The sequence below is a fragment of the Marinobacter sp. H13 genome (genome assembly GCF_059072335.1).
In genome coordinates, this window is sequence record NZ_JCACRU010000001.1 from 3,756,528 (window position 1) to 3,781,872 (window position 25,345).

The 25,345-nt window shown below is 57.3% G+C and carries 20 protein-coding genes and 1 tRNA gene; 8 read left to right on the plus strand and 13 right to left on the minus strand.

What is annotated here, in order from left to right; all coding sequences use genetic code 11:
• Nucleotides 1-61: 61 nt before the first annotated feature.
• On the minus strand, nt 62-298 hold the full coding sequence (locus AC5JQH_RS17510) for a hypothetical protein (RefSeq protein ID WP_273094789.1): 237 nt from the start codon (nt 296-298) through the stop codon (nt 62-64).
• A 241-nt stretch (nt 299-539) separates the two neighbouring features.
• Here AC5JQH_RS17510 and AC5JQH_RS17515 point away from each other — a divergent pair, with 241 nt between their 5' ends.
• Nucleotides 540-1,004: a fibronectin type III domain-containing protein gene (locus AC5JQH_RS17515; protein WP_227499711.1), complete on the plus strand. Its 465-nt coding sequence runs from the start codon at nt 540-542 to the stop codon at nt 1,002-1,004.
• A 31-nt stretch (nt 1,005-1,035) separates the two neighbouring features.
• On the opposite strand, the gene AC5JQH_RS17520 is transcribed toward AC5JQH_RS17515, so the two are convergent.
• The 4 genes from AC5JQH_RS17520 to AC5JQH_RS17535 form a co-directional block, all read right to left on the minus strand.
• Complete coding sequence (locus AC5JQH_RS17520; RefSeq protein ID WP_008171397.1) at nt 1,036-3,603, minus strand: CHASE2 domain-containing protein; 2,568 nt, start codon at nt 3,601-3,603, stop codon at nt 1,036-1,038.
• A 33-nt stretch (nt 3,604-3,636) separates the two neighbouring features.
• Nucleotides 3,637-5,274: a FecR family protein gene (locus AC5JQH_RS17525; RefSeq protein ID WP_008171400.1), complete on the minus strand. Its 1,638-nt coding sequence runs from the start codon at nt 5,272-5,274 to the stop codon at nt 3,637-3,639.
• Nucleotides 5,267-6,001: a response regulator transcription factor gene (locus AC5JQH_RS17530; RefSeq protein ID WP_008171403.1), complete on the minus strand. Its 735-nt coding sequence runs from the start codon at nt 5,999-6,001 to the stop codon at nt 5,267-5,269. Before AC5JQH_RS17530 ends, AC5JQH_RS17525 begins: the two co-directional genes overlap by 8 nt.
• Nucleotides 6,002-6,112: 111 nt before the next feature.
• Nucleotides 6,113-8,296 carry a DNA topoisomerase III gene (locus AC5JQH_RS17535; RefSeq protein WP_493805793.1) on the minus strand — a complete coding sequence of 728 codons (2,184 nt, stop codon included), beginning with the start codon at nt 8,294-8,296 and terminating at the stop codon, nt 6,113-6,115.
• Nucleotides 8,297-8,571: 275 nt separating this feature from the next.
• On the opposite strand from AC5JQH_RS17535, the gene AC5JQH_RS17540 reads away from it, so the two are divergent.
• Both AC5JQH_RS17540 and AC5JQH_RS17545 read left to right on the plus strand, forming a co-directional pair.
• Nucleotides 8,572-8,928, plus strand: a complete 357-nt coding sequence (locus AC5JQH_RS17540; RefSeq protein WP_008171407.1) for a BolA family protein — start codon at nt 8,572-8,574, stop codon at nt 8,926-8,928.
• A complete protein-coding gene (locus AC5JQH_RS17545) occupies nt 8,925-9,548 on the plus strand; it encodes an L-threonylcarbamoyladenylate synthase (protein ID WP_008171409.1) in 624 nt (207 codons plus the stop codon). The genes AC5JQH_RS17540 and AC5JQH_RS17545 overlap by 4 nt, the downstream gene beginning before the upstream one ends.
• A gap of 21 nt (nt 9,549-9,569) precedes the next feature.
• On the opposite strand, the gene AC5JQH_RS17550 is transcribed toward AC5JQH_RS17545, so the two are convergent.
• Nucleotides 9,570-10,235 carry a hypothetical protein gene (locus AC5JQH_RS17550; RefSeq protein ID WP_493805794.1) on the minus strand — a complete coding sequence of 222 codons (666 nt, stop codon included), beginning with the start codon at nt 10,233-10,235 and terminating at the stop codon, nt 9,570-9,572.
• A gap of 284 nt (nt 10,236-10,519) precedes the next feature.
• Here AC5JQH_RS17550 and AC5JQH_RS17555 point away from each other — a divergent pair, with 284 nt between their 5' ends.
• Complete coding sequence (locus AC5JQH_RS17555; protein ID WP_092033993.1) at nt 10,520-12,145, plus strand: methyl-accepting chemotaxis protein; 1,626 nt, start codon at nt 10,520-10,522, stop codon at nt 12,143-12,145.
• 27 nt (nt 12,146-12,172) lie between these two features.
• Here AC5JQH_RS17555 and AC5JQH_RS17560 read toward each other — a convergent pair whose 3' ends face one another.
• From AC5JQH_RS17560 to AC5JQH_RS17575, 4 genes are all read right to left on the minus strand, one after another.
• Nucleotides 12,173-12,820 carry an MBL fold metallo-hydrolase gene (locus tag AC5JQH_RS17560; protein WP_493805795.1) on the minus strand — a complete coding sequence of 216 codons (648 nt, stop codon included), beginning with the start codon at nt 12,818-12,820 and terminating at the stop codon, nt 12,173-12,175.
• Between the two features lie 36 nt (nt 12,821-12,856).
• Nucleotides 12,857-13,435 (minus strand): Tll0287-like domain-containing protein, encoded by a 579-nt coding sequence (locus AC5JQH_RS17565; RefSeq protein ID WP_053114848.1) that lies wholly within the window; start codon nt 13,433-13,435, stop codon nt 12,857-12,859.
• 97 nt (nt 13,436-13,532) lie between these two features.
• Nucleotides 13,533-14,207, minus strand: a complete 675-nt coding sequence (locus AC5JQH_RS17570; RefSeq protein WP_092033996.1) for a spermidine synthase — start codon at nt 14,205-14,207, stop codon at nt 13,533-13,535.
• An 89-nt stretch (nt 14,208-14,296) separates the two neighbouring features.
• Nucleotides 14,297-14,373, minus strand: a tRNA-Arg gene (locus AC5JQH_RS17575).
• 87 nt (nt 14,374-14,460) lie between these two features.
• Between AC5JQH_RS17575 and AC5JQH_RS17580 the strand changes: the two genes are divergently transcribed.
• Together AC5JQH_RS17580 and AC5JQH_RS17585 are read left to right on the plus strand one after the other, a co-directional pair.
• Nucleotides 14,461-15,168, plus strand: a complete 708-nt coding sequence (locus AC5JQH_RS17580) for a TIGR04283 family arsenosugar biosynthesis glycosyltransferase (protein WP_075267689.1) — start codon at nt 14,461-14,463, stop codon at nt 15,166-15,168.
• Complete coding sequence (locus tag AC5JQH_RS17585; RefSeq protein ID WP_053114880.1) at nt 15,155-15,787, plus strand: TIGR04282 family arsenosugar biosynthesis glycosyltransferase; 633 nt, start codon at nt 15,155-15,157, stop codon at nt 15,785-15,787. The genes AC5JQH_RS17580 and AC5JQH_RS17585 overlap by 14 nt, the downstream gene beginning before the upstream one ends.
• Nucleotides 15,788-15,958: 171 nt before the next feature.
• On the opposite strand, the gene AC5JQH_RS17590 is transcribed toward AC5JQH_RS17585, so the two are convergent.
• The 3 genes from AC5JQH_RS17590 to AC5JQH_RS17600 form a co-directional block, all read right to left on the minus strand.
• Nucleotides 15,959-17,260, minus strand: a complete 1,302-nt coding sequence (locus tag AC5JQH_RS17590) for an IS1380-like element ISMaq3 family transposase (protein WP_011784498.1) — start codon at nt 17,258-17,260, stop codon at nt 15,959-15,961.
• Between the two features lie 96 nt (nt 17,261-17,356).
• On the minus strand, nt 17,357-20,179 hold the full coding sequence (locus tag AC5JQH_RS17595; protein WP_092034043.1) for an insulinase family protein: 2,823 nt from the start codon (nt 20,177-20,179) through the stop codon (nt 17,357-17,359).
• A 64-nt stretch (nt 20,180-20,243) separates the two neighbouring features.
• Nucleotides 20,244-20,543 (minus strand): hypothetical protein, encoded by a 300-nt coding sequence (locus AC5JQH_RS17600; protein ID WP_008171428.1) that lies wholly within the window; start codon nt 20,541-20,543, stop codon nt 20,244-20,246.
• Between the two features lie 385 nt (nt 20,544-20,928).
• Between AC5JQH_RS17600 and AC5JQH_RS17605 the strand changes: the two genes are divergently transcribed.
• The gene (locus tag AC5JQH_RS17605; RefSeq protein WP_493805796.1) at nt 20,929-22,914 is read left to right on the plus strand and encodes an SDR family oxidoreductase; all 1,986 of its coding nucleotides are present in this window, start codon (nt 20,929-20,931) and stop codon (nt 22,912-22,914) included.
• A 157-nt stretch (nt 22,915-23,071) separates the two neighbouring features.
• Entirely contained in the window at nt 23,072-25,318 is a 2,247-nt protein-coding gene (locus AC5JQH_RS17610; protein ID WP_053114883.1) for a methyl-accepting chemotaxis protein, read from the plus strand.
• Nucleotides 25,319-25,345 lie beyond the last annotated feature (27 nt).

The window sequence follows — 25,345 nt, forward strand, 5'->3', positions numbered from 1 at the left end:
CACTTTGCACCAGCGAACGCCTATATCTTCTTCAGATTTATCCCTTCAAGAGAATAACCAATTAATAATTGCTGTTGGAACGGGTTTTGTTCAGCTTGAAAAACTCGATCGCGCTTTTAAGTTGGTTGACCTGTTCCGTCACCGAACTTTGCTCTTCTGCGGCACTGGCAACTTGTGCATTTATGTCAGTCACCGCCTTGCGACTTCCCGCCTGAACGGACTCAATGGCCGACTGGATTTCTCGTGTCGACAAGTGGATGGTGCAGACCCGGCCCGCTTTTGCGGGCTTTTTTCGCACTCCAGCACACCCATTTTGCTCTCCACTGCCCCTGCCCGGACTTTTTTGTAACGTTGTGTATGGCGCTTGATTCCGCTCGGCAAAAATTTGCCCGCCTGATCAATTACTTCCCCGCTTTATTACAAATCCCTGACGGGAAATTGACATTTTCGTAATTAGGAAAATGACCACCGTCACACCGACAATCGTCCACGTTTTATACAATTTAACAAAGTCGACGATTTATTGGTGCTTAATGCATATGAAACGCGTCATCAAAGTGTCACAGGCATGGATCGCCGCGTTTATTTTTGGAGCACTTCTCACAGGCTGTGGGGGTGGATCATCGGGTAGTGCTAGCGTCGGTTCGCCGGGCGATTCTGGAGATTCCGCTGGTTCAGGCGGTCAAGTTGATTCCGGGGGCACCGGAGGACAAGAGCCATCTCCCGAGCGCTCCGCAGTATTGAGCTGGAGCGCTCCCCTGACTCGCGTTAACGGCGAGAGCATTCCGATGGGTGAGCTCGACAAATATGTGATCCGGTACGGTCAGGATGCTGACGAGCTGAGCGAAGAGGTGGTCGTCACCAATGCTCAGGCCGAAGCGGAAATGTCCTACGAAGTGAGTGGTCTGGACGCAGGGACCTGGTATTTCACTATCCAGGTTCAGGATACCAACGGGCTGATCAGTGAGCCCTCCGATGTTGTGAGCAAGTCCATCCGTTCCTGAGACTAGAACCCCGGGCCTGGAGTGTGAAGTCTCAGGCCATCGGGTCTGCAATCGGCAGTTTGAGGGTGAACGCAGAGCCTTCGCCCGGTTGCGACGACACCGAAATTTCCCCTCTATGCTTTTCAACAACGGTTTTGACGAAGGATAGTCCGAGTCCCGTTCCGTGGACTCCGGCCAGCTCAGTGCTTTTTTGACGCCGGTAACGGTCAAACAGGTGCGGCAGTTCCTCCGGATCGATACCGGTACCTTCATCGGCAATCGTCAAACAGGCCTGATGGCCAGCGCGGAAGACCTGAATGCTGACGTCTGATCCACTCGGGCTGTATTGAACGGCATTGGTCAGCAGGTTGATAACGGCGCGCTCCAGAAGCTCTGCATTGCCTTTCAGCCACAAATCCTCGGTACCCTGTAACTGGAGTTGTATCTGCTTCTCTACAGCCTGCTCGCTGACGCTGTCACGGGCGTTCTCTACGATCGCCAGAAATTCGCATTCGTAGAACCGGGTTTCCGTTAATTGTTCCGCCCGGGCCAACTGCACGAATTCCTCGGCCAGGTGATAGCTTCTCCGGGCCAGCCGCCCCAGTTGTTCCAGCTGTTCCTGTTCAATGTGGCTGGGATCCCGTTTCAACTGTTCGATCAGGGCAAGCTGTGAAACCAGAGGCGAGCGCACGTCATGGGAAATAAAGTCGATTGCCTCGCGGTGCTGGCGCTGCTGCTCCCGCAATTCCGAAATATCCGAAATATTGGCAATGATGCCTTGCTGGTCGCTGTCTGGCAGCGAAAACGGTGCAAAATGAATCAGGAAATCTTTGTCGCGAATCCTGAGGTCTACGGTGCGGCTCTGTAATAGGGTCAGGGTGTCGGAAACGGTTTCATGCCAGGGTGGCGTTTCCCGCGGATCGTGTCCCTCCAGCAGTTTTACCAGGGGAAGGCCGGCCAGGCTCGGCATGGGCTCGCGGAACCATTCCTCTATGTGGCCGTTGGCAAAACGGATGACCCCCAGTTCGTCGGTCACGATGATACCGTCGGGCATGCGCTCAAAACTTCTCCGGATGAACTGCTGCATGTGGTTCAACCGATCCGTGGCGATGCGGACCCGCTCGATTCGTGCAGAAATGTTTTCACTGGGTCTGGCTGCAGAATCCGCCGGTACGGCTTGCTCAAGGTGAAGCCTGCGCAGATAGCGCTGGATGGCCTCGCGCCCGAGATCATTGGGTAACAGCAGGCCCAGGTGATAGCGGGTGCCGGCTCGCAATAGCTGAATCCAGCTGCGATTGCTGTCGTGAAACCAGTGCCCCGGAGTCAGGTCATCTGGAATATCGCTCTGTGACAGTCCACGTGCGGAGAGGATGTCGTTCTCCTCCATCAAAAGCCACCCTGTGGGGCGAAACAGGGCCTGGAAGTGCTCCAGAAGTTGTGTCGGGTTCCTTCCCGAGGGTGCGGGCAGTGCGACCTGGGGACTTCTGGCCAGTTCGTCCAGTTGACGGTTCAAAAATCGGTTGGTCATGGCCAGTCGAAGGCCGCTGGATACAGGAAAGGCCAAGAGTGGAACCAGCAGTGCGTTTGCAAGGGGAAACCACCATCGCATCGTCAGCAGCACGAACAGATAGATTCCGAGCAGTCCCGCCAGAACCATCGCGCAGGCGAGAAGGGTTCGCGCAGGGCGCATGGGTGGCAGGGCGAGGGCGAGTATCAGGATGGTTGTCATGGCCAGCAGGGCAGACGCCCACGCCGGTGCCGGCTTAATCAACAATCCCTGCATGTATGCCGACAACACGTTGGCGTGGAATTCAACGCCGGACATCGGACGGCTCAGCCCCGAGAAGGGCGTGGGCAGTATGTCGCCAAAACCGGCGGCTGTGGCACCGACAAAGACTATTTTGCCACTGAAGTGTTCGGGTGCGGCCGGCTGAGTGAGTACCTGTGAGAAAGAATACGACTGGAGAGAGCCGGCACCACCGATCAGGGGCACGGCACGGTATTGATCCCGGATATTGACATAGGAAGGCGTATCCCCGGCCTCCGGATTTTGTGGTCCAACACCGCTTGCGGCCAGCGCAAGGCTTGGCCAGAGCTGGTTCCCGAGGCCATTAAACAGGTAAAGACCTCTGGCAACGCCGTCGCTGTCCAGTTCCACATGAGCATGGCCCAGACCGGCGGCCGCTGAAGCCAGCACTCCAACCGGCAATTGTTCGCTTAACAGGTACTGGGAGGTGGGAGGCGACAGATAGACTGGCAGAATAACGTTGCCGTGACTTCGCATCTGTTCTGCCAGTTGCTGGTCGTCTGGCGACGGTTCGGCGAACAGAATATCGAACACAATGGTTTTTGCGCCTGCCTCGTTGAGCTTGGCAATGAGCTCAGCGTGCAGATTACGGGGCCAGGGCCAGCGGCCCAGGCGATTCAGGCTCAGCTCGTCGATCGTCACCAGAACCACCTCGTCCGAGGCTTCCAGTGGATTCGAGGTGATGGCTTGGTCGTACAGCCAGTAATCCAGGCGTTGAGGTAGTTCGGTTGTCTGGATAAGCAGGAGCAGTGCCAGCAGTATCAGGCCCAGAGTCCAGGGGGTCGTTTTAATTGGCAGCCAATCCCGGTTCATGAGCCCTGCTGTGTGGTTCGGTCGATCAACGGATTATTCCAGGTACAATTCCCTCCCTGGTCCCCAACGGCTTTGCAGTGGACCATCAGAAAGAGCTTTCAGGCGCACAAAATACCGCCTTCCGGGAATAAGACGCAAGGCTGCCGTGGTATCAGGCAGTGTTGCCTCCTTGATGATATTGTTGAAGCCCGGCTCCTCCGAGAGTTGCAGTCGGTATTCTGCCGCCGTGTCTACCTTCTCCCAGAACACCCTTACCTGGCTGTCGATGTAGTTCACGCTGATGATCCGAACCGGAGGCAGGCTGCCATTGACCACCAGCTCCCGCGGCTGCGTTGTAGCAACTGAATTGCCGCCTGCTTCGGTCACCACGCGCCAGTAATACTTGCCAGGCCCAAGCGGGCGTGAGGGCAGGGCAGCCGTTTCGGGTGCCCACTCGCTGGTGGCGATCAGGTTCCGGAAATCCTGATCTTCGGCTATCTCTACCCGAGCCACTTCATTGTCGCCGTTAAGCTGCCAGCGAAACTCGGGCATATCGTCGTTGACGGTGCCCCCATCTTCCGGAGCAACCAGGCTGGCAGTCCTGGCCTGAAGATCGACTTCCAGCGGGACGACGCGTGGCATCCCCGCCGTGCCGCGAGTATCGAGTGCCGCCAGGTGTACCTCATAGCTGCCATTATCCAGTTGCCCGATATCAAAGCTGTTGCCTGTCAGTTTTCGGCTTTCTACCCAGCGGCCTGTGTCGCTTTCGAAGATGTCCACCCGGTGCATGGGGGCGCGACTTTCCTGCCAGGTCATGGTGGTGGGCAGTTGGGTCAGTCTCGGTGGCAGTGGATCGAGCGCCGGCGCTGGCGGTAGGCGGCGAATGCTCAGGCCGTCATTGTTAGTGGTGGACAGGCTGGCTCCGAAACCCGCAGGGATCCGGCGGGTCTTGCCGGGGGCCCCGAAGTCAACGTCGCCCTCGGTTACCTGCAGGCGAGTGCCCTCTGCCGATGTCTGGAGTGAAAATGCGGTACCTCTCACGGCGGCGACGGCCGAAGGCGTTTCAATCTCGAATCGTGCGCCTCCCTCCATGACCGGCTTCACCCGGGTGTGGATCTCGCCCCTGTCGAGTCGGAGTCTGGTATCGACCATGCCGGCTTTGCCGTATTGGGTCAGGCGATTGAAGATGAGTCGAGAATTCGGAGAAATCCTTACTTCCGAGCCGTCCGCCAGTTCAATGGTGGCGGTCCCGGACGCGGACAGAATTTCATCACCAACGCGGATGAGGGCGTCTTCACTCAGGGGTGTTTTCCGACCGGTATTTCCGGAAATCAGCTGTACGGTTCCGGTGACCGATGTCGCCCGCGCCGGCTGAGGTTGGCGCTTTAGCCAGGCAAGGGGAATTCGCACACTGTCGCCGGCACCCAGAATGGCACCGTTGCCAATCTTGTTGTATTGCAGAAGGCGACTCGCGGGATAATTGGGTGCGAGCAGGTCGTTGGCCACTTCCGAAAAGCTTTCTCCAGGCCGCAAGGTGTAGATCCACTCGGGCACCGGGTTGGCCGACGAAACGTCAGAATGCCCGGCTGAACCGCGCGTTACCGAAAGCTCGGCAGCCGCGGGGGCAGCCCAGGCAAGCAGTGAAAGGATCAGCAGCAGTGCCGGTAATCGCGGAGCCGGGCTGTCAGTCATTGGCTGCCCTGGCGGGTTCGTCGACGTCAAAGGCCTGGTCCTGCGCCTTCATGGCCTCCAGTCGGTAGCCCCGCTGGTAAATGGTCTTGATGCGGAAGCCGTTTTCCGGGTTCAGGCCGAGACGACGGCGCAGTCGGCTCATATGCGTGTCCACGGTACGGGTATTGATATCCCGCGCCAGACCCCAGACGCGCTCAAGCAGCATTTCCCGGGTCAACAGCCGGCCCTGGTTCTGGAACAGGAACAGGGTCAGATCGAAATCCTTGTCGGTCAGCGTCAGTTCTTCACCATGGAGTGCAATGACCCTTTGCTGCGTGTTGATTTCGAACGGACCATAGCGAAGCACTTCCTTTTCGCTGTCAGGATTGGAGCGTCTCGCCAGAGCATTGATGCGCGCGCCCAATTCCGCCGCACGGGCCGGCTTGGCCAGGTAATCGTCGGCGCCGGCATCCAGAGCCCGAACAATATCTGCCTCGCTGTCCCGCTGAGTGAGAAACACGACTGGAATCGGCCAGTTCAGCTGGGCGCGAACGCTCTCGAGAACATCAATGCCGGTCATGTCCGGAATCTGCCAATCCAGAATCAGGAGGTCATAGCTGCGGTGCAGAACCGCGCTCAGGAAATTTTGGCCGGTCGGGAAGCTGTCGCAGTGGTGCCCGCTTTCAGACAGAATTGACTGGATGTGCTGTGCCTGTTCGGTTTCATCTTCAAGCAAAGCAATACGCATTAAGCCTCTCCCGGAGTGTCGCTCTCTTGCCTGGTATCGAGCAGAGCTTTCAATGGACTACTCTGCTATATCAATCAATTATCACAAAATGTGGATCTGCGTTCAGTATCGTTATGTAGACTTGCGTAAACGGACTGAAGGCTTTCCGTTGTCTTCGTCCAGTGTTTGTCGGCAGCCGGGGAAATTACTGCAGCCCCAGAACCAGCCTTTTTTCCCTTTTCGTCGCACCAGCGGCGAGAAACAGTGGGGGCATGGAATGGGTTTCTGGCCAGTGCCATCCTGAGGCGTGGCTTCTTCCAGCGGTCGGGTGCCCCGGCAATCCGGGTAGCGGGTGCAGGCAAAAAAGCGGCCGAATTTGCCCTCTCGCTCCAGCATCGGGGCGCGACATTTGGGGCAATGAGGCTGGGACTCTGGTGAAGTTGTACCGGCCTGTTCGTTGTCCTGGGCGGGCCGGCCCTGTGGCCTGTTGAGAAAGCCGCGAATTTCCTCTTTCAGGGTTTCCAGGAACTGTCTCGGGTCACCCTCTCCACGGCGGATGCTCTCCAGGTTCGCTTCCCACACCGCTGTGCGATCCGGTTTGCTGACCGATTCGGGCAGAGCGCCTATCAATGCCTTGGCTTTGTCGGTGGCGCGGATGTGTCGGCTGTCGCGGTACAGATAATCCCGTTTGAACAGGGTGTCGATGATAGCCGCGCGGGTCGCTTCGGTGCCCAGGCCATCGGTTTCCCGCAGGGTTTTTCTGAGTTCGGTATCGGTTACAAAACGGGCGATGTTGGTCATCGCCGAGAGCAGGGTCGCATCGGTGAAATGCTGGGGCGGCTGGGTTTTGCGCTCGCTGAGGTTGCTATCGTCGCAGAATACCGGTTCGCCTTTTTCCAGTCTGGGAAGCGGTGCCTTCTCCGGTTCCTTGCGAGCTTCTCGCAGTTTCAGTTCCAGCGTTTTCCAGCCGGGCACCAGGATGGCCGTTTCCGTCGCGCGGAATTCGTGCTCTGACACTCGTACCGTTAGCTTACCCTCCCTGTGCACGGCATCGGGCGCGAACTGCATCAGATAGTACCGGCTGATCAGTCCGTAGATTTTTTCTTCCGCGTCACTGAGTTTGCCGTTCGGCGTCGGGCGGCTGGTTGGGATAATAGCGTGGTGGGCGTCGACCTGTTTGTCGTTCCACGCGGAAGTCCTGCGGCCAAGGTCTGCGCCGTTGCAGGCTTGCTCCAGATCCGGTGCCACTCGGGCAATGGCTCTTATCACCTGCTCCCGCTGGCTGTAGTGGCCTTCCGGTAAAAACCGGCAATCTGATCGCGGGTAGGTGATGAGCTGGTGGCGCTCGTAAAGATTCTGGGCGGTATCCAGGACGTCTTTGGCACCCATGCGGAATAGCCGGCCTGCTTCAATTTGCAGGGCCGACAGGGAAAACGGCAGCGGTGGCGCTTCCGACCGATCCCGAAAGCGGGACTCGGTGATGGTGCCGGGTCGGTTTCGAACGCTGTCGGCAATCTGTTCAGCGACTTCCCGGTTGAGCAGGCGGTTCTCTTCATCCAGGTAATCCTGGAACTGCTCGTTGGGCTGCCAGCGGGCGGTGAAGGTTTGCTGGTCGGCTTCTTCCTCCTGAGCCCTGAACCTTGCTTCAATGCGGTAATAGGGCTTGGGCTGGAAGTGTTCGATGGTATTGTCACGTTCAACCACAAGGCCAAGTACCGGAGTCTGTACCCGGCCAACGGAATAGACCCCCTGTTCACCCTGCCGCTGATAACTGAGGGTATAAAATCGGGTCAGGTTGATGCCATAGAGCCAGTCGGCGCGTTGTCTGGCCAGGGCGGAATGGGATAACCGACGGAATTCCCGGTTGTCCCTGGGGCTCTGGATCGCCCGGGCCACGGCCGCTGGCGTCAAATCGTTGATCAGTATCCGTTGAACCGGGGCGCTGGCACCGAAATAGCGGATAACTTCGTCCACCAGCAGCTGGCCTTCCCGATCCGGGTCGCCAGCATGAATAATGGTCTTGGCCTGGCGAATCAGGGATTCCAGCACCTTTAATTGTTGCTGAACACTGTCCTTGGGCATGACCTCCCATTTGTCGGGAAACATCGGCAGGTCTTCCTGGCGCCATTTCTTCCAAGCGGGGTTATAGCGTGCAGGTTCTGCCGGTTCCAGCAGGTGGCCGATGCACCAGCTAACGGTGGCAGCATTTTCGCCAGTGCCACAGCGTATCCAGCCCTGGCCTTTCTGGTGAGGGCCAGGGAGGGCAGCGGCGATGGCGCGGCCGAGGCTTGGTTTTTCGGCGATGTACAGGTGCATGGGGTTTGGGTGTTTTGGAATCGGGATGGGAATGTGGCGCTTTGGCTTTATGGTGTCAAGGTTCGGGTGGTGCCTGGTATGTGTAGTAGACTGGTTGCTGTAGGGGAGGCGGCTGTGGCGATGGCCTTCCCAAAAGACGCCGTGAACCCATCCATGGGGGCTTGGCGTTGCCATCCATGGCAACGCACACTTTTGGGAAGGCCATCGCCACACCCGCTTCTGACAACGTGCCATTCGCCTCTACGGTTCAAACGCGGAGGCAGGAGTATTGAAACATGAAGATCCAGAATGCAATTGAAACCAAGCTGAACGACGCCTTCGATGCGCGTGTGCTTCAGGTGGAGAACGAGAGCCACAAGCACAGTGTGCCGCCTAATTCTGAAACCCATTTCAAGGTGACCCTGGTGTCGCCGGAATTCGAGGGGCAGATGAGGGTGCGGCGGCATCAGGCGATTTACAAGGTGCTTGCCGAGGAACTGGCGGGGCCGGTTCATGCGCTGGCGTTGCATCTATACTCACCGGAAGAATGGGAGGCGACGGGGCAGTCGGCGCCAGAATCTCCGAATTGTATGGGCGGGTCGAAGAAAGATCCGGCGATGGCGACGCGGACCGCACAGGGAGAGGGTTCATGAGTCAGTTTTTCCAGATTCATCCGGAGACGCCACAGAAGCGTCTGATCAATCAGGCGGTGGATATTCTGCGTCGTGGCGGGGTGATCGTGTACCCCACGGATTCAGCCTATGCCATTGGCTGTCATCTGGGTGACAAGCAGGCAGCGGATCGGATCAAGCGGATTCGCCGTCTGGATGACAAGCACAACTTCACTCTGGTGTGCCGGGATCTTTCGGACATCGGGGTCTATGCCAAGGTGGACAACACCCAGTACCGGTTGCTGAAGAATTTCACGCCCGGGCCCTACACTTTCATTCTGGATGCCACCAGTGAAGTGCCCCGGCGGCTGCTTCATCCCAAACGCCGGTCAGTGGGCGTCCGTGTGCCGGACAATGCCATTGTTCAGGAGCTGTTGGGCGAGCTTGGTGAGCCCATCATGAGTAGCACTCTGATTCTGCCGGGCGAAACCGATCCGATGACAGACCCTTATGAAATCCGGGAAACCCTGGAGCATGAGCTGGATCTGATTATCGACGGGGGATTCTGCGGTATGGAAGCGACCACGGTCGTGGACTTTACCGGCGAGGCTCCGGTGGTTACCCGTGTTGGTAAGGGGGATCCGGCGCCTTTCGAGGTCTGATTCTCCTGATCCGTCTTTCCTTTATGCCCGGGCGTTCAGATTAAAGGCGTACGCCTGGCTATTCCCTGCAGCTTCGATTTGCTCGGCACTCACTGAGCGGCGCATGGTGTCGTAACGGTGCACGAGGTCCTGCAGGCCGTTAAATTGCTGGTTCTCGCTGATCAGTGTGTCCAATAGCGGGTTATTCACCCCGTACGCCTGATTCAGTTTGAGCGCATTGTCCATGAAATGCAGCGTTGGCTCGTTAACGCTGAGGCGATTGAACGCTTCCTTGAAGTTTTTGTTTACGTTCAGGTCTTTTTCAATCTGGATGCTTGTGTTGTCTGCGATTTTCCCTTCCACCGCAACGCTGCCATTCTCCGTTTTGCTCACGTTCAATGCGGTTGCCGGGTGCAGGTTGTATTCGGCAAGTTTGTGCCGCAGTGTTTCTCGAACGAAGGCAAGATCCTGCCCCACAGTTTGTTTGTAGTCGGTCATGGCCAGTCGGCGGGCTTTCAGCCGTGAGAGGTCAGACTGGTTGTTCTCCGAGGGTGTAAAGCGGTCATCGCCAGGTGTCGGCTCGGTTTCCATGGCCTTTGCCTGTGCTTTGCCGGGCGCGGCTTCCGGCCCTGTTGAAGGCGTCTGGCGCCTTTCCATGGCCTGCTGGAACTGGGTGCTCGCCCGGATCAGAGATGTCAGTAGGGACATGGGTGGGTTTCCTCCTTCGGTCAACCGGAGTGCGGTTTCCGAACAGTCAGCGTTGGGAATCACGAATGCTTGTCATCATGCTCTGCAGCTTTCAGGCCAACTCGATGAAGTCCCGGGCTGAGGGCTCCCTCCTTCCTTCATGTGTAAACGACTTTTCCCGGATCTGATCTGGGTCAGGAAATAATTGACGCATATCTATAAAGTTTGGCGACAGTTAGTTGTCATCACGAAACGTCAAAACAACGTCCTGGCCGCATGCCGCGCGGTCTCTGTGTCGGGTTACCATGAAAAAACAGTATTCCATCCGCTTTCTCTTACTTGCCGCTTTGGCGGCTGCCTTCTCCCTGGTGCTCGTGTTTACCGTAATCTACAGTGCAGACTCGCAGCGTGATCATCTTGAAGAGTTCAGCCACAAATACGTGGATGGACTGGCAAAATCCTATTTCGATGGGCTGAATACCATGATGGTCACCGGCACCATCGGTAACCGGGATGTGCTTCGGAAAAAGGTGATGGCGTCTGAAGACGTGCTGGACGTGCGGGTGATTCGCAGTGACCATTTGAACCGGATCTTCGGCAACGGCAACGCGTCGGAACAGAAGCGGGAACCTTTGGACAAGAAAGCGCTTGCCGGTGAGCGGGTGGAGTCCTATTCCAGCAATGAGGACGGGCGAGTCTACACACTGATCGAGCCCGTGATCGCGATGGAGAACTATCAGGGCGTCAACTGTCTTGGCTGTCATCAGGCCAGTGAGGGAGACGTTCTTGGAGCCATTCGGGTGGACTATTCCATGGCTGACAGCGATGCCCGTTTGCAGCAGCAACTGCTGACCAGTGGCGGTATTCAGGTAGCCATCTTTGCTGCGGTGTTTTTCCTGACCGCCGCCGCTTTGAGTCGACTGGTGTTTTCCCGTTTGCGGCGACTCCACGACCGCATGGACGAGATCTCCAGAAATTCTGACCTGACCATTGAGCTTGAGGTTACCCGCAACGACGAGATCGGTTCCGTGTCCCGGGCGTTCAACCGGATGATGGCGAAGATACGGGAGAGCATGAATACCGTCATGGACAACGCCGAACAGGTTGAACAGGCGGCCAGAAGCATTGCGGGGAAGGCTGACACGACAGAGAGGGAAGTGCTTGCCCAGCGTGACAACACAGATCAGGTGGCCAGCGCCACTACCGAGATGGCCGCATCTGCGGTTCAGGTCCGGGAAAATGCCATTCATACCACCCGAAAATCCGCAGATACTGCGGAATCAGCGAGCAAGGGTGAGAGCCTTGCCCGGAATGCAGTAAAAAGCATCGAGGCATTGAACACCGAGGTCCAGAGTGGCGCAAAACGCATTGAGCAGCTGGATCAACGTACCAGCCAGATGTCGGATATGCTGGAGGTAATCTCCAATATCGCTGACCAGACCAACCTGCTGGCGCTCAATGCCGCCATCGAGGCGGCCCGTGCCGGAGAGCAGGGGCGCGGTTTTTCTGTGGTGGCCGATGAGGTGCGTGCGCTGGCGTCGAGAACCCAGGATTCAACGGAGGAAATCCGGAACACCATCAACGGACTGAAGGGAGAGGTTGTCGATTGTGTGGCCACCATGCGCCATGCCTCTGAGATGGCAGAGCATCAGGTTTCAGCCATTCTGACAGTAGAGTCTGAACTGCAAACCATTGCCTCTGCTGTGCGGGAGATCACCAACCTCAATCAGGAAATGGAGAGCGCTGCCAACGAGCAGAGCGATGTCTCCGAATCCATTAATCACAACGTGATTGAAATCAGTCGCTCGGCAGAGCAGACCTCCGGGGATGCCAAGGAGACAGCGAGAATTGCCGGAGACCTTCTGGCCATGGCCGAGAATCTCAGGAAAACCATCGAACAGTTCCGGCTGAATCAGGAAAGCCGCCTTTAGAACGGCGGCGTGGGTCTGGCGACAGGCTCAGCCCCGATGGTCGGAAACAAAGGGGTTGGTGGCTCGCTCCCGGCCAAAGGTGGACATCGGACCGTGTCCGGGAATGAACGCAACCTCGTCGCCGAGCGGGAACAGCTGTTCCCTGATAGAGCGAATCAGTGTTGCGTGGTCGCCCTTTGGAAAATCCGTGCGTCCGATCGAGCCATGGAACAGCACGTCACCTACCAGCGCCAGACCGGATTCCTTGTGGTAAAAAACCACATGTCCCGGTGTGTGGCCGGGGCAGTGAAGGACTTCCAGGGTCTGGTTACCCACGGTGACCTGCTGCCCATCTTCCAGCCAGCGATCCGGGGTGAAAACTTCCGGGGCCGGAAACCCGAACATCTGCGCCTGCTGGGGCAGGCCAACAATCCAGAAATTGTCTTCCTTCTGCGGCCCCTCAATGGGAATACCCAGCTCTTTGGACAGCTCCGCAGTTCCGCCGGCATGGTCAATGTGGGCATGGGTAAGCAGAATTTTCTCGACCGTCACGCCTTCCTCAGCCGCAGCGGCGCGAATCTTCTCCAGATCCCCGCCCGGATCGACTACGGCTGCCCGGCGCGTCTTTTCGCACCAGATCAGTGAGCAGTTCTGCTGGAAAGGCGTGACCGGAATGATTCTGTAGTTCAGTGACATACCTGTTCTCAATCGCTGAAGAAATGGCTAGTGCCATCAGTTTACTGGAACATCCCGCGTAACAACGAACGCGCCCCGCAAATCGCCCTCGGAGAAGCCGGTCGCCTTGTCTTCAGGATAGAGTTCAGCCAGTTTTGCCTTCACCTCCGGGGCGATGGACTTACCGTGACAGCCAAGGCAAAGTTTCTGTGTCGGGATGGCGCTCATATATTGGAACGCCGGCTGTCCGGACGCTTCGGAGACCTGCCAGACCTCCACCGGTTTTCCGTTCTTTACCGGCTGTCTGTCCATGGCCAGCAGCTGGATCTCCTGCCAGTCGGTCGGGGTGTTTTCCGGGTTCCGGACTTTCAGACTGGTCCGACTGATGACCCAGCCGCCGCTGCTATTGTTGCTGGCGATTTCCGGTGCCACAGTCTTGCAAACACCAATACCGTTTGTGAGGCCGCCTTCTTTGATGGCCGCCTGGAGCGCCTGCTTCAGTGAGCCGCCGAAGCTTTTCACCAGGGAACGTGCTTCGGCAACCATTGCTTCCGGGCTATCTGCTTGGGGTTGCGCGAGAAGTGGCATGGAAAGCAAGGAGCATAGCAAGGCTGTTGTGATGGTCGGTTTGGTCATTGAATCTCTCCCGGGCTTCTTGGCTTTGGAATAAGTATATAACAAAGGAATAATCCCAAATTGAGCCAGGACAGATTCCGGTAGAGTCGATGAATGATTACCACGCCAGCCAGATAACGTGGCGGGCACCCTTGCCGGGTCGCAAGGCCCTCACTGTAACGGGCTCAACAGAAAATCCTGCCCGCCGCAGCCTCTCTGTGAAGGAATGCTCCTGGCCGGCAGACCAGTAGGCAAGGATGCCATCAGGTCGCAGGGCTTTCTGGGCGGCCGCAATGCCATCCGGTGAGTAGATCCAGTTGTTTTCTTTGCGGGTGAGGCCTTCCGGGCCGTTGTCGACATCGAGAAGGATGGCATCCCATTCGCCGTCGCTGTTTCTGAGTAATTCGGCTACATCACCAATGTGAACCTGTGCTCTCGGGTCGTTCAGCGGGTTGCCCGCCGCAGAGCCCAGCGGCCCGCGATTCCAGGCTTCTACTTCGGGAACCAGCTCGGCTACCGTCACCTGCGCATCGTCGCCCAGAGCGGCCAGCGCTGCTGCCAGCGTGAACCCCATGCCCAGGCCGCCGATAAGAACCCGGGGAGCAGGCTGATCGGCAATCCGTTCGCACGCCAGGGTGGCAAGAGCATCCTCCGAGCCGTGGATCCGGCTGTTCATCAATTCTCCGGTGGTGCCGGCAATTTTGATGGAAAATTCATCATTGCGTTGCAAAAGACGTAATCGGGTTCCCTTGCCGGGGATCATTGCGGTTCCGATTTCGGTAAAGCGGGCCATTGAGAAGTCCTGATGTCGGTAAGGAGGGCAGTTTAGCTCGCCTGGAGCCAGGTTGAATATCACGGACCGAGAATCGGGGTTAAGAGAGGTGGTACCCCCGGCAGGACTCGAACCTGCTACCTTCCCCTTAGGAGGGGGACGCTCTATCCAGATGAGCTACGGGGGCATTATCGCGAGAAGGGCGGTATGATAGCGGGCTAAGACCTGAGGCTCAAGGTTCGGTCCGGTTTCAGAGAATGCCACGGAGTGTGTTTTGCCAGATCCTTTCTCGCTAAGCGTGATTGTTCCCGTGTGGATGGAAGCGGCAGGTGTAACCGACACCCTGCGCGCCCTGCAACCGATCCGTAACCGGGGGCATGAGGTGGTTGTCGTTGATGGTGGCAGTACCGATCGAACCGTTGAGCTGGCCCGGCCACTTTGCGACAGGGTGGTTGTGTCAGAGAAGGGCCGGGCGCTTCAGATGAACGCCGGCGCGGCAGTTGCAAAGGGCGATCTACTGTTGTTTCTGCACGCAGATACGCGCCTGCCGGAAGAAGCTCTGGAGCATCTCGCAAGTTTCGTCCATTCCCGTCGCGCCTGGGGGCGGTTCGATGTGCGGCTGAGTGGTGAGCGGCTGCTTTTCCGGGTTATTGCCTGGTTCATGAACCAGCGCTCGCGCCTGTCAGGCATCTGCACCGGTGATCAGGCAATTTTCGTACGGCGGGACGTTTTCGACGCCCTGGATGGTTTTCACCCGATGCCGCTCATGGAAGATGTCGAATTCTCACGCCGTCTTTGCCTGGTGTCCCATCCTTTCTGTATAAAAGAGCCAGTCGTTACCGATAGCCGCCGTTGGCAGAAATACGGTGCCTGGCGAACGATTTTTCTGATGTGGCAGCTGCGCTGGCGGTATTGGCGTGGTGAATCGCCGGAGTCCCTGGCCCAAATTTACCGATCGGATGTGCGCAATGCCTCAAAGTAATCCGCCTGCGGCGGTTTTTCTCCAGTTTGCCAAATGGCCGGAAGCCAGACGGGTTAAAACCCGGTTGATGCCCGAGTTGGGTGCGGTCGGGGCTCTCGAAGCCCATGTTCGGCTCACGCTGGCTGTGCTGGATAACCTGTGTGCGACCGGCTATCCGGTGGAATTCTGGTGGGATAGACCGGTGGATGACCGGCCCGGCGAGGCGGCCTCTATCATTGAAGAGCTTGATGCCGCCGGCCTGATGCAAGGCGTTCAGGAGGGGAGCACACTGGGCCAACGGATGTATCGAGCGTTGAGTCTGTCTCTTCAGGATTATGACCGGGCATTGGTGGTGGGCAGTGATTGCCCCTCGGTCGATCCGGATTACGCCCGTAACGCCGTCGCGCTCCTGAAAGACTACGACGTTGTGCTTGGGCCCTCAGACGATGGCGGCTATGTCCTGATTGGAGCCTCCCGAGTGGCTGAGGGAATGTTGGATGACATTGCCTGGGGCACGCCGGAGGTTCTGACCCAGACCTGTGAGCGCCTTAAAGCATCGGGGCTCAGCTATTGTTTGCTGGAGCCCCGCTGGGATGTCGACGAGCCCGAAGACTGGGCGCGCTTTCTGCGCACTCTTTGAGTACTCTAGCCCGGATTTCTCATAGTGCTCCAACAACCTTCGCAGACCAAGCCTGGTAGTGCCAGATCCGAGTGGTCATGGTCGAAGTTGGCGATTATTTAGCCAGTTTCCGGCATTCAGGCACAACTCCCCCTTTCCCCCATTGGTATCGGGCCGGGGGAGCCCGATTATCTACTGGGGCACCAAGCGCTGAACCAGTGCTGAGAGATCGTTCTTGTGTGGATAGCTATCACTCATCAACACCCGTATTCGGCGGGTGTTGCGGATGATGACTGCGCCAACCTTGATCAGCTTCAAGCGCAAGGTGCCGGCACTCATACGTTCGAAGGGCGTGTTTTTCAGATGCACCCGCAAACGCTCGAACAGGGTGTAGGCGAAGCCGGATAAGATCAGCCGCCACTGGTTGGTCCACCAGTGTGTGCTGGAGGTGCGACCGGCAAACAGATCCAGTTGTTGATCCTTGATCCGGTTCTCCATATCACCCCGTGCGCAATACTGTTCGTAGTAGAGCTTGAATCCGTCATCGTAGCGGGAGCTGATAACGAACCGGGGGTTCGGGCCTTGAGGGCCATATTCCAGGCGCGCAACCACCCAGCGTGGCTTATGCCAGCTTCGGGCTTTGTAGCGGAAGCGGAAGGTGCTGGCGAGCTTATGGCCATGAGCCTCGTAGTAGGTCCGGACTTTGTCCATGGCTGGGGCGGCAAGCGCCTCCAGCCGCTGGTTGCGGGCCATGCCTACGATGTAATCCACCTGGTTGCGATCGCACCAGGCCAGCAGTCGGGGCTTGCTGAAGTGGGAGTCGCCCCGGAACACGATCCGGGTCTGTGGCCAATACTCGCGAATAAATCGCACCAGCAGCGCCAGAATGGCCCAGCTGTGCCGGGCATCACCTCGATTGCTGGTGCGCAGATAGCTCACCAGCAAGTGCCTACCGCAGAAGACGTAAAGCGGGAAGTAGCAGTGATGGTCGTAATACCGGTTAAAGAACTTACCCGGCTGGTCGCCGTGCACCGGAATATCGGTGCCGTCAAAATCCAGCACGATTTCCTTGGGCGGCTTCTCATGCTGCTCGATAAAGTGGTGCCAGAGCAACTCATGCGCTTTGACAATGGTTTGCCGATCCATCGCCTGCTCCATTCGACAAAGCGTGGACTTGCCGGCCAGAGTCGAGGCATTCCCCGTGGCGGTTTGTAGTGCCTGATCAAAGCGAAGCGCTTCATGATCATTCAGATCTTCGTAGCCACCGGCCACACCGTAGACCCGTTGCCGGACCAGGGACTTGAGCTCATGACGAATCATCCGGGGATCCCGCTGGTCGGTCAGAGTCTCGGCCAGCCGTTGGGTTAACCGGTGTTGTTTGTCGACTTCGCGCAGTAACAGCAAGCCGGCATCGGAGGTGATATGGCCTCCGGAGAAGTCGGTTTCAATCTGGCGGCGGGAAAGTGGCGAGAAGGTCAGTTTTTGAGGTACCATTTTGGATAGCGGTTGTTGGTGTTGATTGATGGTGTAAGGTCCTGAAATTTTAACACTTTCAGCCGCTTTCTTTTATCCCCTCATGAGAAATTCGGGCTAGCTGGCGGGCACCGGCGGCAGCTCGGTGAGCCTGCCAAGCGCCCGGTTTGCCTCCAGGCCATTCCCACCTGTAACCACTTCTAATGCCTGCTTGCGCTCCAGGACGGCCTTTTTGAAGGTTTCCAGCAATTGTGGTTTTCCGACCTGCTTGATCGCGTTGGCCAACTGCTGGCGGGAATCAAACGTGTCCATGCCCCGATCAATCTCACGCCAGTAGCGGCTGGAAATCTCGCCGAGTTGCCGGTCCCGCTCGAGTAGCTTGCTGATAACGGCCTGTTTCTCCCGATCAAGGCGTTCCGCTGTCAAAGCGGAGAGGGTTTCCTCAAAGCTGTTGGAGAATTCCTGAACAGCCTGGTCAATCTCTGCCGGGGAAGCGGAAGGTGACTGCACAACAAACCCCAGGGCCGGTGTTTCAAGCATTTCAAAAGGCGTTGCGTAAACGATGTAGCCCATCTGGCGGGTGGTTCGGATCTCTTCGTAGAACGGGCTGCTGATAATCTGGGCCAGCAGCCGGAATCGGGCCCGTTCCTCAAAGCTGGTGTTGTCTCCCTGCATGTAGAGGGTATAGCCCGTGTCTGGATGGTCCACGTCGATGGAGACGAGGGTTTCATTATCTGGCAGCTGGCGCACCTGGCTTCGTGCTACCCGGACCAGCTCGCTGTTGCCCAGAACAATGGCGTCAATTTGCCGCGCGAGGTTAAGAGTCGAGGCCTCGGTAAGGTTTCCGTGCGCCATCATAACCGGGTCAACCTGTGACAGCAGGGCTTCAGAGAAGGACTGCAGTTCCTCGAAGCTAACTTCCCGGGCGGCTCTCAGCTTGGCGTCGGTGGGCCAGGCGCCTTCGATGAGGGACGTCTGGATAAACTCAGAGGTCTGTTCGACGGGGCGATCCTTGGCCTTGTTCTGCAGGCCGTCAATCAGCTGCTGCCGGGCGATCTCGAAACGTTGTTCGGTCAGTTCCGGTGCAGCCACCTGGAGCAGAATCCGGTTCATCAGGGTATGGAGTTTGTCGTCGTAACCGCCGACCCGGACCGTGATACCCCTGAGATGCGGATAGACGCTGTAATCCAGGCCCGCAAGACTGGCGGAGTAAGCCCAGGCGTTCAGATTGGCATTGATAGCGTCCACCAGCAGCTGAGTGAGCACGTAGCTGCGTGCCGACGCTCGGGTGGCAGGCGTACGAAGGCCCACAAACACGTTGGCTTTCGGGGTATCAAACCGGGTATCCCGGGCAAACCAGACATCCATTCCCTCGATGGTTGCCAGTTGTGTCGGCTGCGCCATGGTTTTTCCGGGCACCATCGCCAGATCTTCCGGCACAAATGGATTCTCCGGCGGCAGGCGCAGCTGGGCAGCGAGTTCTGGCAGGAACTGGGTCCTCAGTGTTGCCGGGTCGAGTGGTTTTCGGGCCCACGCCGCTTCGTACCAGTCGGTTCGGTTCGGATTTTCAAGTTCAGGCTCCGGTGCCAGAACAAAAGTAAGGAGGTTGTCCGGCGTCAGCCTGTCCAGAATGTCGCGGTACTGTTCCGGCGCGAAGCGCTCAACCAGCCAGGGCGCCCGCAAAACGTCTTCGGCGGGATAGTCCTGGAGGTAACGAGAAAGGCGCATGGCTTCGTGCAGGGGGTTACCCTGTTCGCGGAATCGAAAATCGATGCGAGCCAGGTTCTGCATTTCCAGGAAACGCTGCTCGCTGATACCTTTCTGGCGAATCTTCTCGATGTAATCGAATACCAGCGGCAGGATGTCCTCATGGCGAGCCAGTCCTTCCGGTGTCAGGGAAATGCTGATTTCGAGGGTGGCGTTCTCGCCGGTATCCATGCCCAGACCTGCGGAAAGGCTTTCCGCCAGACCGGCCCGTTTCAGAACGTCGAACAGGCTGCCCGGGCCCTCGTGGCCGAGCAGGTTGGCCACGTAGCTGGCGGGTTTGGTGCGGTAGTTCGCTTCCTGGGACGGAATAGGGAACGTGAGCGACAGGCTTCGAACGTCCTTCAGTGCTTCTGCTGTGACCTTGGCTGGCAGCTCATCTGAGCGGTACAGGCTGGCGACGTGACGCTTGGTCTCAAGGTTGCGGTTTTCAATGGCATCGAACCGCCCTCGCACCATGGATTCCAGTTCGTCCAGGGTTTGGGGCCCGTAAACCGCCAGGCTCATGATGTTCGAGGAGTAATGCTGCTTCCAGAACTCGATCAGATCCGGCCGAAGGGGATTTGCTTCCGTATTCTCAAGGGTGCTCAGGTTTCCGACGGCAAAGTGACTGAAGGCGTGATCCGGATTGCTAACGGCCTTCTTGACGGAATAGAAGCGTCGACCATCGTCTTTCTGTTTGGCGCTGAACTCCGAGTGCACAGCGTTGCGCTCACGATCCACCAGTTCGGCGGTAAATAGGGGCGCGGAAAATTGCTGGGCGAACCGATCCAGTGCCGGTTCCAGAAATTCGGCCTGAACATCGAAGAAGTAGTTCGTGTCCTGGAACGCGGTGAAGGCATTGTGCTGGCCACCGTGGCTCTTGATGAACTGCTGGTACTCGCCCGGATCGGGGTATTTCTCGGTCCCGAGGAACAGCATGTGCTCGAGGAAGTGGGAGAGGCCTTCGCGCTCCGCCGGATCATCTCCGCTACCAACAGCAACGTTCATTGAGGCCGCCGCTTTGTCTGCATCCTCATCAGACACCAGAATGACCTTCAGGCCGTTGTCCAGTTCGATAAACCGGTACTGGTTGTCGTCATTGGGGCTCTTCTCGGGAATCTGCGCAGAAAGAGCAAGGGTGCTGAACAGCAAAAGTATGAGCAGGGAAAACAGGCGTGAGATCGGGTTCTGCATGGAGTTCTTCCTGACGGTACGTGTGTTCATAGGCCCTCTGGGATCCGGAGAAGAGGTTTGCGAATCAGTGCATCAGCGCGTTGCGGGTGCTTTCAGGCTGCTGGTCAAGTGTTTTACGTGCCAGATCCGCGGCTTTCTCACTGTCCAGCTGGCCCGAGGCAATACGCTCAAGAACCGTGGCCATGATGGCGACGGACTGGCGATAATCGGCGAACTCGGCCTGGAAGGCCTTGTCGATGGCCTCGTAGACCGCCTGAATTTTCTCTTCCCGTGAACCAGCGTTATCGGCTGTGTCGTTGATGGCCTTCAGGCAGGCCCGGGCAATCGAAATGTAGCGTTCCGCGTTGGGATTGTCTTTCTGCATAGTAGGGGTTCCGAAGGTCGGTGTTCCTGTGAAAACAAGAGATGCCAAAAGGCGCGATAAGTTCCCGATTATGTCATTGCTGGCGGGCGCTTTCATTGCATTGTGGTAATCCGGAAATTGAGCATGCACGGGGCAATTTCTGTGCTAGTCTCAAAAACATTGTGTCGACGAACCGGACAGGCATGTCCCGCTTGTCGGGTCAGAAATTTAGAGTAATAGCTCTATACAAAACAAAGGCTTACAGAGTAAAAGCTCTAAAAAAGTTCGATACATGAAGGTTGCAATTAAGTACAATGCCGGCGTTTCCGGAAAACTCTAAGACTTTAGTCGTATGGGTGCCGGCATGGATAGACAACAACAGAGCAACAGGCAGGGTGGAAGATTGATGAATTATTTCCTGACGGGTGGCACCGGATTTATTGGCCGTTTCCTGGTGGAGAAGCTTCTGGCACGTGGTGGCACTGTCCACGTACTGGTGCGTGAACAATCCCAGGACAAGCTGGACAAATTGCGTGAGCGCTGGGGCGCGGATGAAACCCAGGTGAAGGCCGTCATAGGCGACCTGACCAGCAAGAATTTGGGCATCGACGCCAAGACGATGAAAGCCCTGAAAGGGAAAATCGACCACTTTTTTCACCTCGCCGCCGTGTACGATATGGGCGCAGATGAAGAAGCCCAGCAGGCGACCAATATCGAGGGCACCCGCGCTGCGGTGAATGCTGCAGAAGCGATGGGCGCCAAACACTTCCATCACGTTTCTTCCATTGCGGCTGCCGGTCTGTTCAAGGGAATCTTCCGCGAAGACATGTTCGACGAAGCCGAGAAGCTGGATCATCCGTACCTGCGGACCAAGCACGAATCTGAAAAGGTCGTTCGTGAGGAATGCAAGGTTCCCTTCCGCATCTACCGCCCGGGCATGGTGATTGGGCATACCGCTACCGGTGAAATGGACAAGGTGGATGGCCCCTACTATTTCTTCAAGATGATTCAGAAAATCCGCCACGCGTTGCCCCAGTGGGTCCCGACCATTGGTGTCGAGGGTGGGCGTCTGAACATTGTGCCGGTGGATTTCGTGGTTAACGCCATGGATCACATTGCTCACCTTGAGGGTGAAGACGGCAAGTGCTTCCACCTGGTGGATACCGATCCGTACAAGGTTGGCGAAATTCTCAACATCTTCAGCGAGGCTGGTCACGCACCCCGGATGGGGATGCGGATCGATTCCCGCATGTTCGGCTTTATTCCGCCATTCATTCGCCAGAGCTTGAAGAACCTGCCACCGGTGAAGCGTCTGACGTCGGCCATTCTTGATGACATGGGCATTCCGCCATCCGTGATGTCGTTCATCAATTACCCGACCCGTTTTGACGCCCGCGAAACCGAGCGCGTTCTGAAAGGCACCGGCATTGAAGTGCCCCGCCTGCCGGACTACGCGCCGGTGATCTGGGATTACTGGGAGCGCAATCTGGATCCGGACCTGTTCAAGGACCGCACGCTCAAGGGCACGGTTGAAGGTCGCGTCTGCGTGGTGACCGGTGCTACGTCCGGTATTGGCCTTGCAACTGCCCAGAAACTGGCAGACGCCGGCGCGATCCTCGTGATCGGTGCCCGCAAACTCGAGCGCCTGAAAGAGGTGGCCGCAGAGTTGGAGTCCCGGGGCGCAAGCGTACACGCCTATCCCTGCGATTTTTCCGATATGGATGCCTGCGACGAGTTCGTGAAGACCGTGTTGGATAACCATGGCCAGGTCGACGTGCTGGTCAACAACGCCGGGCGCTCGATTCGCCGTTCACTGGATCTGTCGTTCGACCGCTTCCACGATTTCGAGCGCACCATGCAACTGAACTACTTTGGTTCCGTTCGTCTGATCATGGGCTTTGCGCCCAAGATGCTTGAGAATCGCCGCGGTCACGTGGTCAACATCTCGTCCATCGGTGTGTTGACCAACGCTCCCAGGTTCTCGGCTTACGTGGCTTCCAAATCCGCGCTGGATGCCTTCAGCCGCTGCGCCGCTTCGGAATGGTCGGATCGCAATGTCACGTTCACCACCATTAACATGCCGCTGGTGAAAACGCCGATGATTGCGCCAACCAAGATCTACGATTCTGTCCCCACGCTAACGCCTGACGAGGCTGCAACCATGGTTGCCGATGCCATTGTCTATCGGCCGAAGCGAATCGCTACCCGCCTGGGTATCTTTACCCAGGTGCTTCACGCCCTGGCGCCCAAGATGGCCGAGATCGTCATGAACACCGGCTACCGGATGTTCCCGGATTCACCGGTCGCCGCCGGTAGCCGTTCCGGGGAGAAGCCGAAGGTGTCCAGCGAGCAGGTGGCTTTCGCCGCCATCATGCGGGGCATCTACTGGTAACGCAGTTGCCCCCGAATCGAGTGGGAGGGGGAGTTATTTCCCCTCCCATATTAATGGGTTAAACGAGATTCGCCTCTTTTATAAAGTGTTCTGGGCTAAAGAAAACCAGCCGATAGCCGATGGTTAACATAAGAACAATATAAAAGAAGGGCTATTGATGACTCTCAAGAAACGTCTTTTGCTGACTTTGCTGCTGGTTGGCCTGCTTCCCGTCATTGCCATCTCATTTTTTAACGCCGAAATTGCCCGACAGAGCCTGACGGAACAGGCGTTGCAACAACTCTCTATTGCGGCTACCAATAAGCAGCATAGTGTTGAAGATTATCTCAGCACTATTGCCCGGCAGCTGAAAGCCATGGCCAATAATCGCGGGACCCGAACGGCGGCCCAGGGGTTTGGTTTGGCATTCCAGAATTATGAAAAACTGGTACAAGAGGAGCAGTCGACCTTACGAGAAAACGTCGAGGCTTATTATCAGCAGAATTTTTTGCCACCCTTGCAGCAAAATGGTGGTGCTAACGGACGTTCAGCCTCGGACTTCGTTGCATCCCTCAGCAAAAACAGCCTGGCTCTGCAGATGGGTTACATCGTGGACAACCCGAATCCTGTGGGGCAGAAAGACGAATTGGTATCGGCTGACGTCCATATCGCGCAGTTTTATAACACGCTTCACAAACAGTGGCACACCTCGTTCAAGGAGTTTCAGGAGGCGTTCGGCTACTACGATATTTATCTCATTGATGCCGATACAGGCCACGTTATCTATTCCGTAGCCAAAGAGGTGGATTTTGCTACCTCCCTGAAAGATGGTCCCTACGCGGATTCTGGCCTGGCGGCAGCTTATCGTCAGGCGATGTCTGACGGACAGGATACTGCTCCGACTTTTGTTGATTTTACTCGGTATGTACCGTCCTACGGTGCGCCCGCCGGATTTGTGGCAACCCCCATATATTCCGAAAAAGATGAGCGGCTGGCCGTGCTGGCCTTCCAGTTCCCCATCGACAGCCTGAACAACATCATGATGGAACGAGATGGCATGGGCGAAACCGGGGATGCCTATCTGGTGGGGCCGGATAACCTGATGCGGTCAGACTCCTACCTGGATCCGGAAAACCGCAGTGTTGTCGCTTCCTTTGCCGACCCGGAGAATGGACGCATTAGTTCGACATCGGTGGATGAGGCCCTGGCCGGAAATTCCGGTGAAGGCGTGGTTACGTCCTACCGTGGCGAGCCAGTGTTTTCCGCCCACAGGCCAGTTACCGTAGGCGGGCTGAACTGGGCGCTGGTGGCGGAGATTAGCGAAGACGAGGCCTTGGCGCCGGTGCGTGAAATGTGGACGCTGGCGGCGATAGCCATTGCTATTGTGCTCCTGGCTGTGGCGGCCGTGGCGGTCTGGACCGCAGTGCGGATCATGAAACCCCTCGGCAAAGACCCGTCCGAATTGCAGGCACTGGCGGAACAGGTAGCTGCAGGTAACCTGGTCATTGATTCGTCCGACAGTGACAAGGCTACGGGCGTATACGGCTCCATGCTCAAGATGGTGTCAGACCTGAAAGAAGTGATCTTCAAGGTTGAAGAAGCGTCCCAGCGCCAGGCCAGTGCATCTGAACAGTTGTCCGGTACCACCTCGCAGACTCTGGACAGTGTGAATCAGCAGGCAGAGCAGACTGAGCAGGTGGCGTCGGCCATTGAAGAAATGTCCTCTGCCATCAGCGAGGTGTCCCAGAATACCTCGGAATCGGCAGCCGCCGCCCGGCGCACTGATGAGGCGGTCAGCCGCAGCGCCACCGAGGTGGAATCCTCCGCTGAGGACACCCGTGCTATGGCCAGGGAACTGGAGGAAGCAGAAGCCGGCATAGAGGACTTGCGAAAGAATATGGAATCCATCACCAGGGTTCTGGATTCGATAAAGTCCATCGCCGACCAGACTAACTTGCTGGCTTTGAATGCCGCTATTGAAGCGGCCCGGGCCGGTGAACAGGGCAGGGGCTTCGCGGTGGTCGCGGATGAGGTGCGCAGCCTGGCCCAGAACAGCCAGAAGGCGACCGAGGAGATCAGTAGTTCCATCGAAACTCTGGTTAATTCTTCGGAGCGTGCTTCAAAGGTGGTTACCCGCTGCAGCACCCAGGCCAGAGGTATTTCTGAGCGGGCAGGAACCGTAGTGTTGCAGCTTCGCGAGGCAGTGGAAGAGGTTGCCCGGATGTCCGGTATGGCGGAGCAGATTGCTACGGCTTCCGAAGAGCAATCAGCCACGGCCGAAGAAGTAACGCGCAACGTATCCACAATTGCTGAAAAGTCCTTGGAGACCAAACAGGCCATGGTCCAGATCTCCGAAGCCAGTGGTGACTTGGCGGAGTTGTCTCATCAGCTCAGGGATTCTCTGTCCCGCTTTAAAGTCAGCTGAGTATGAGGCGTGCCTTCAACACTTAGG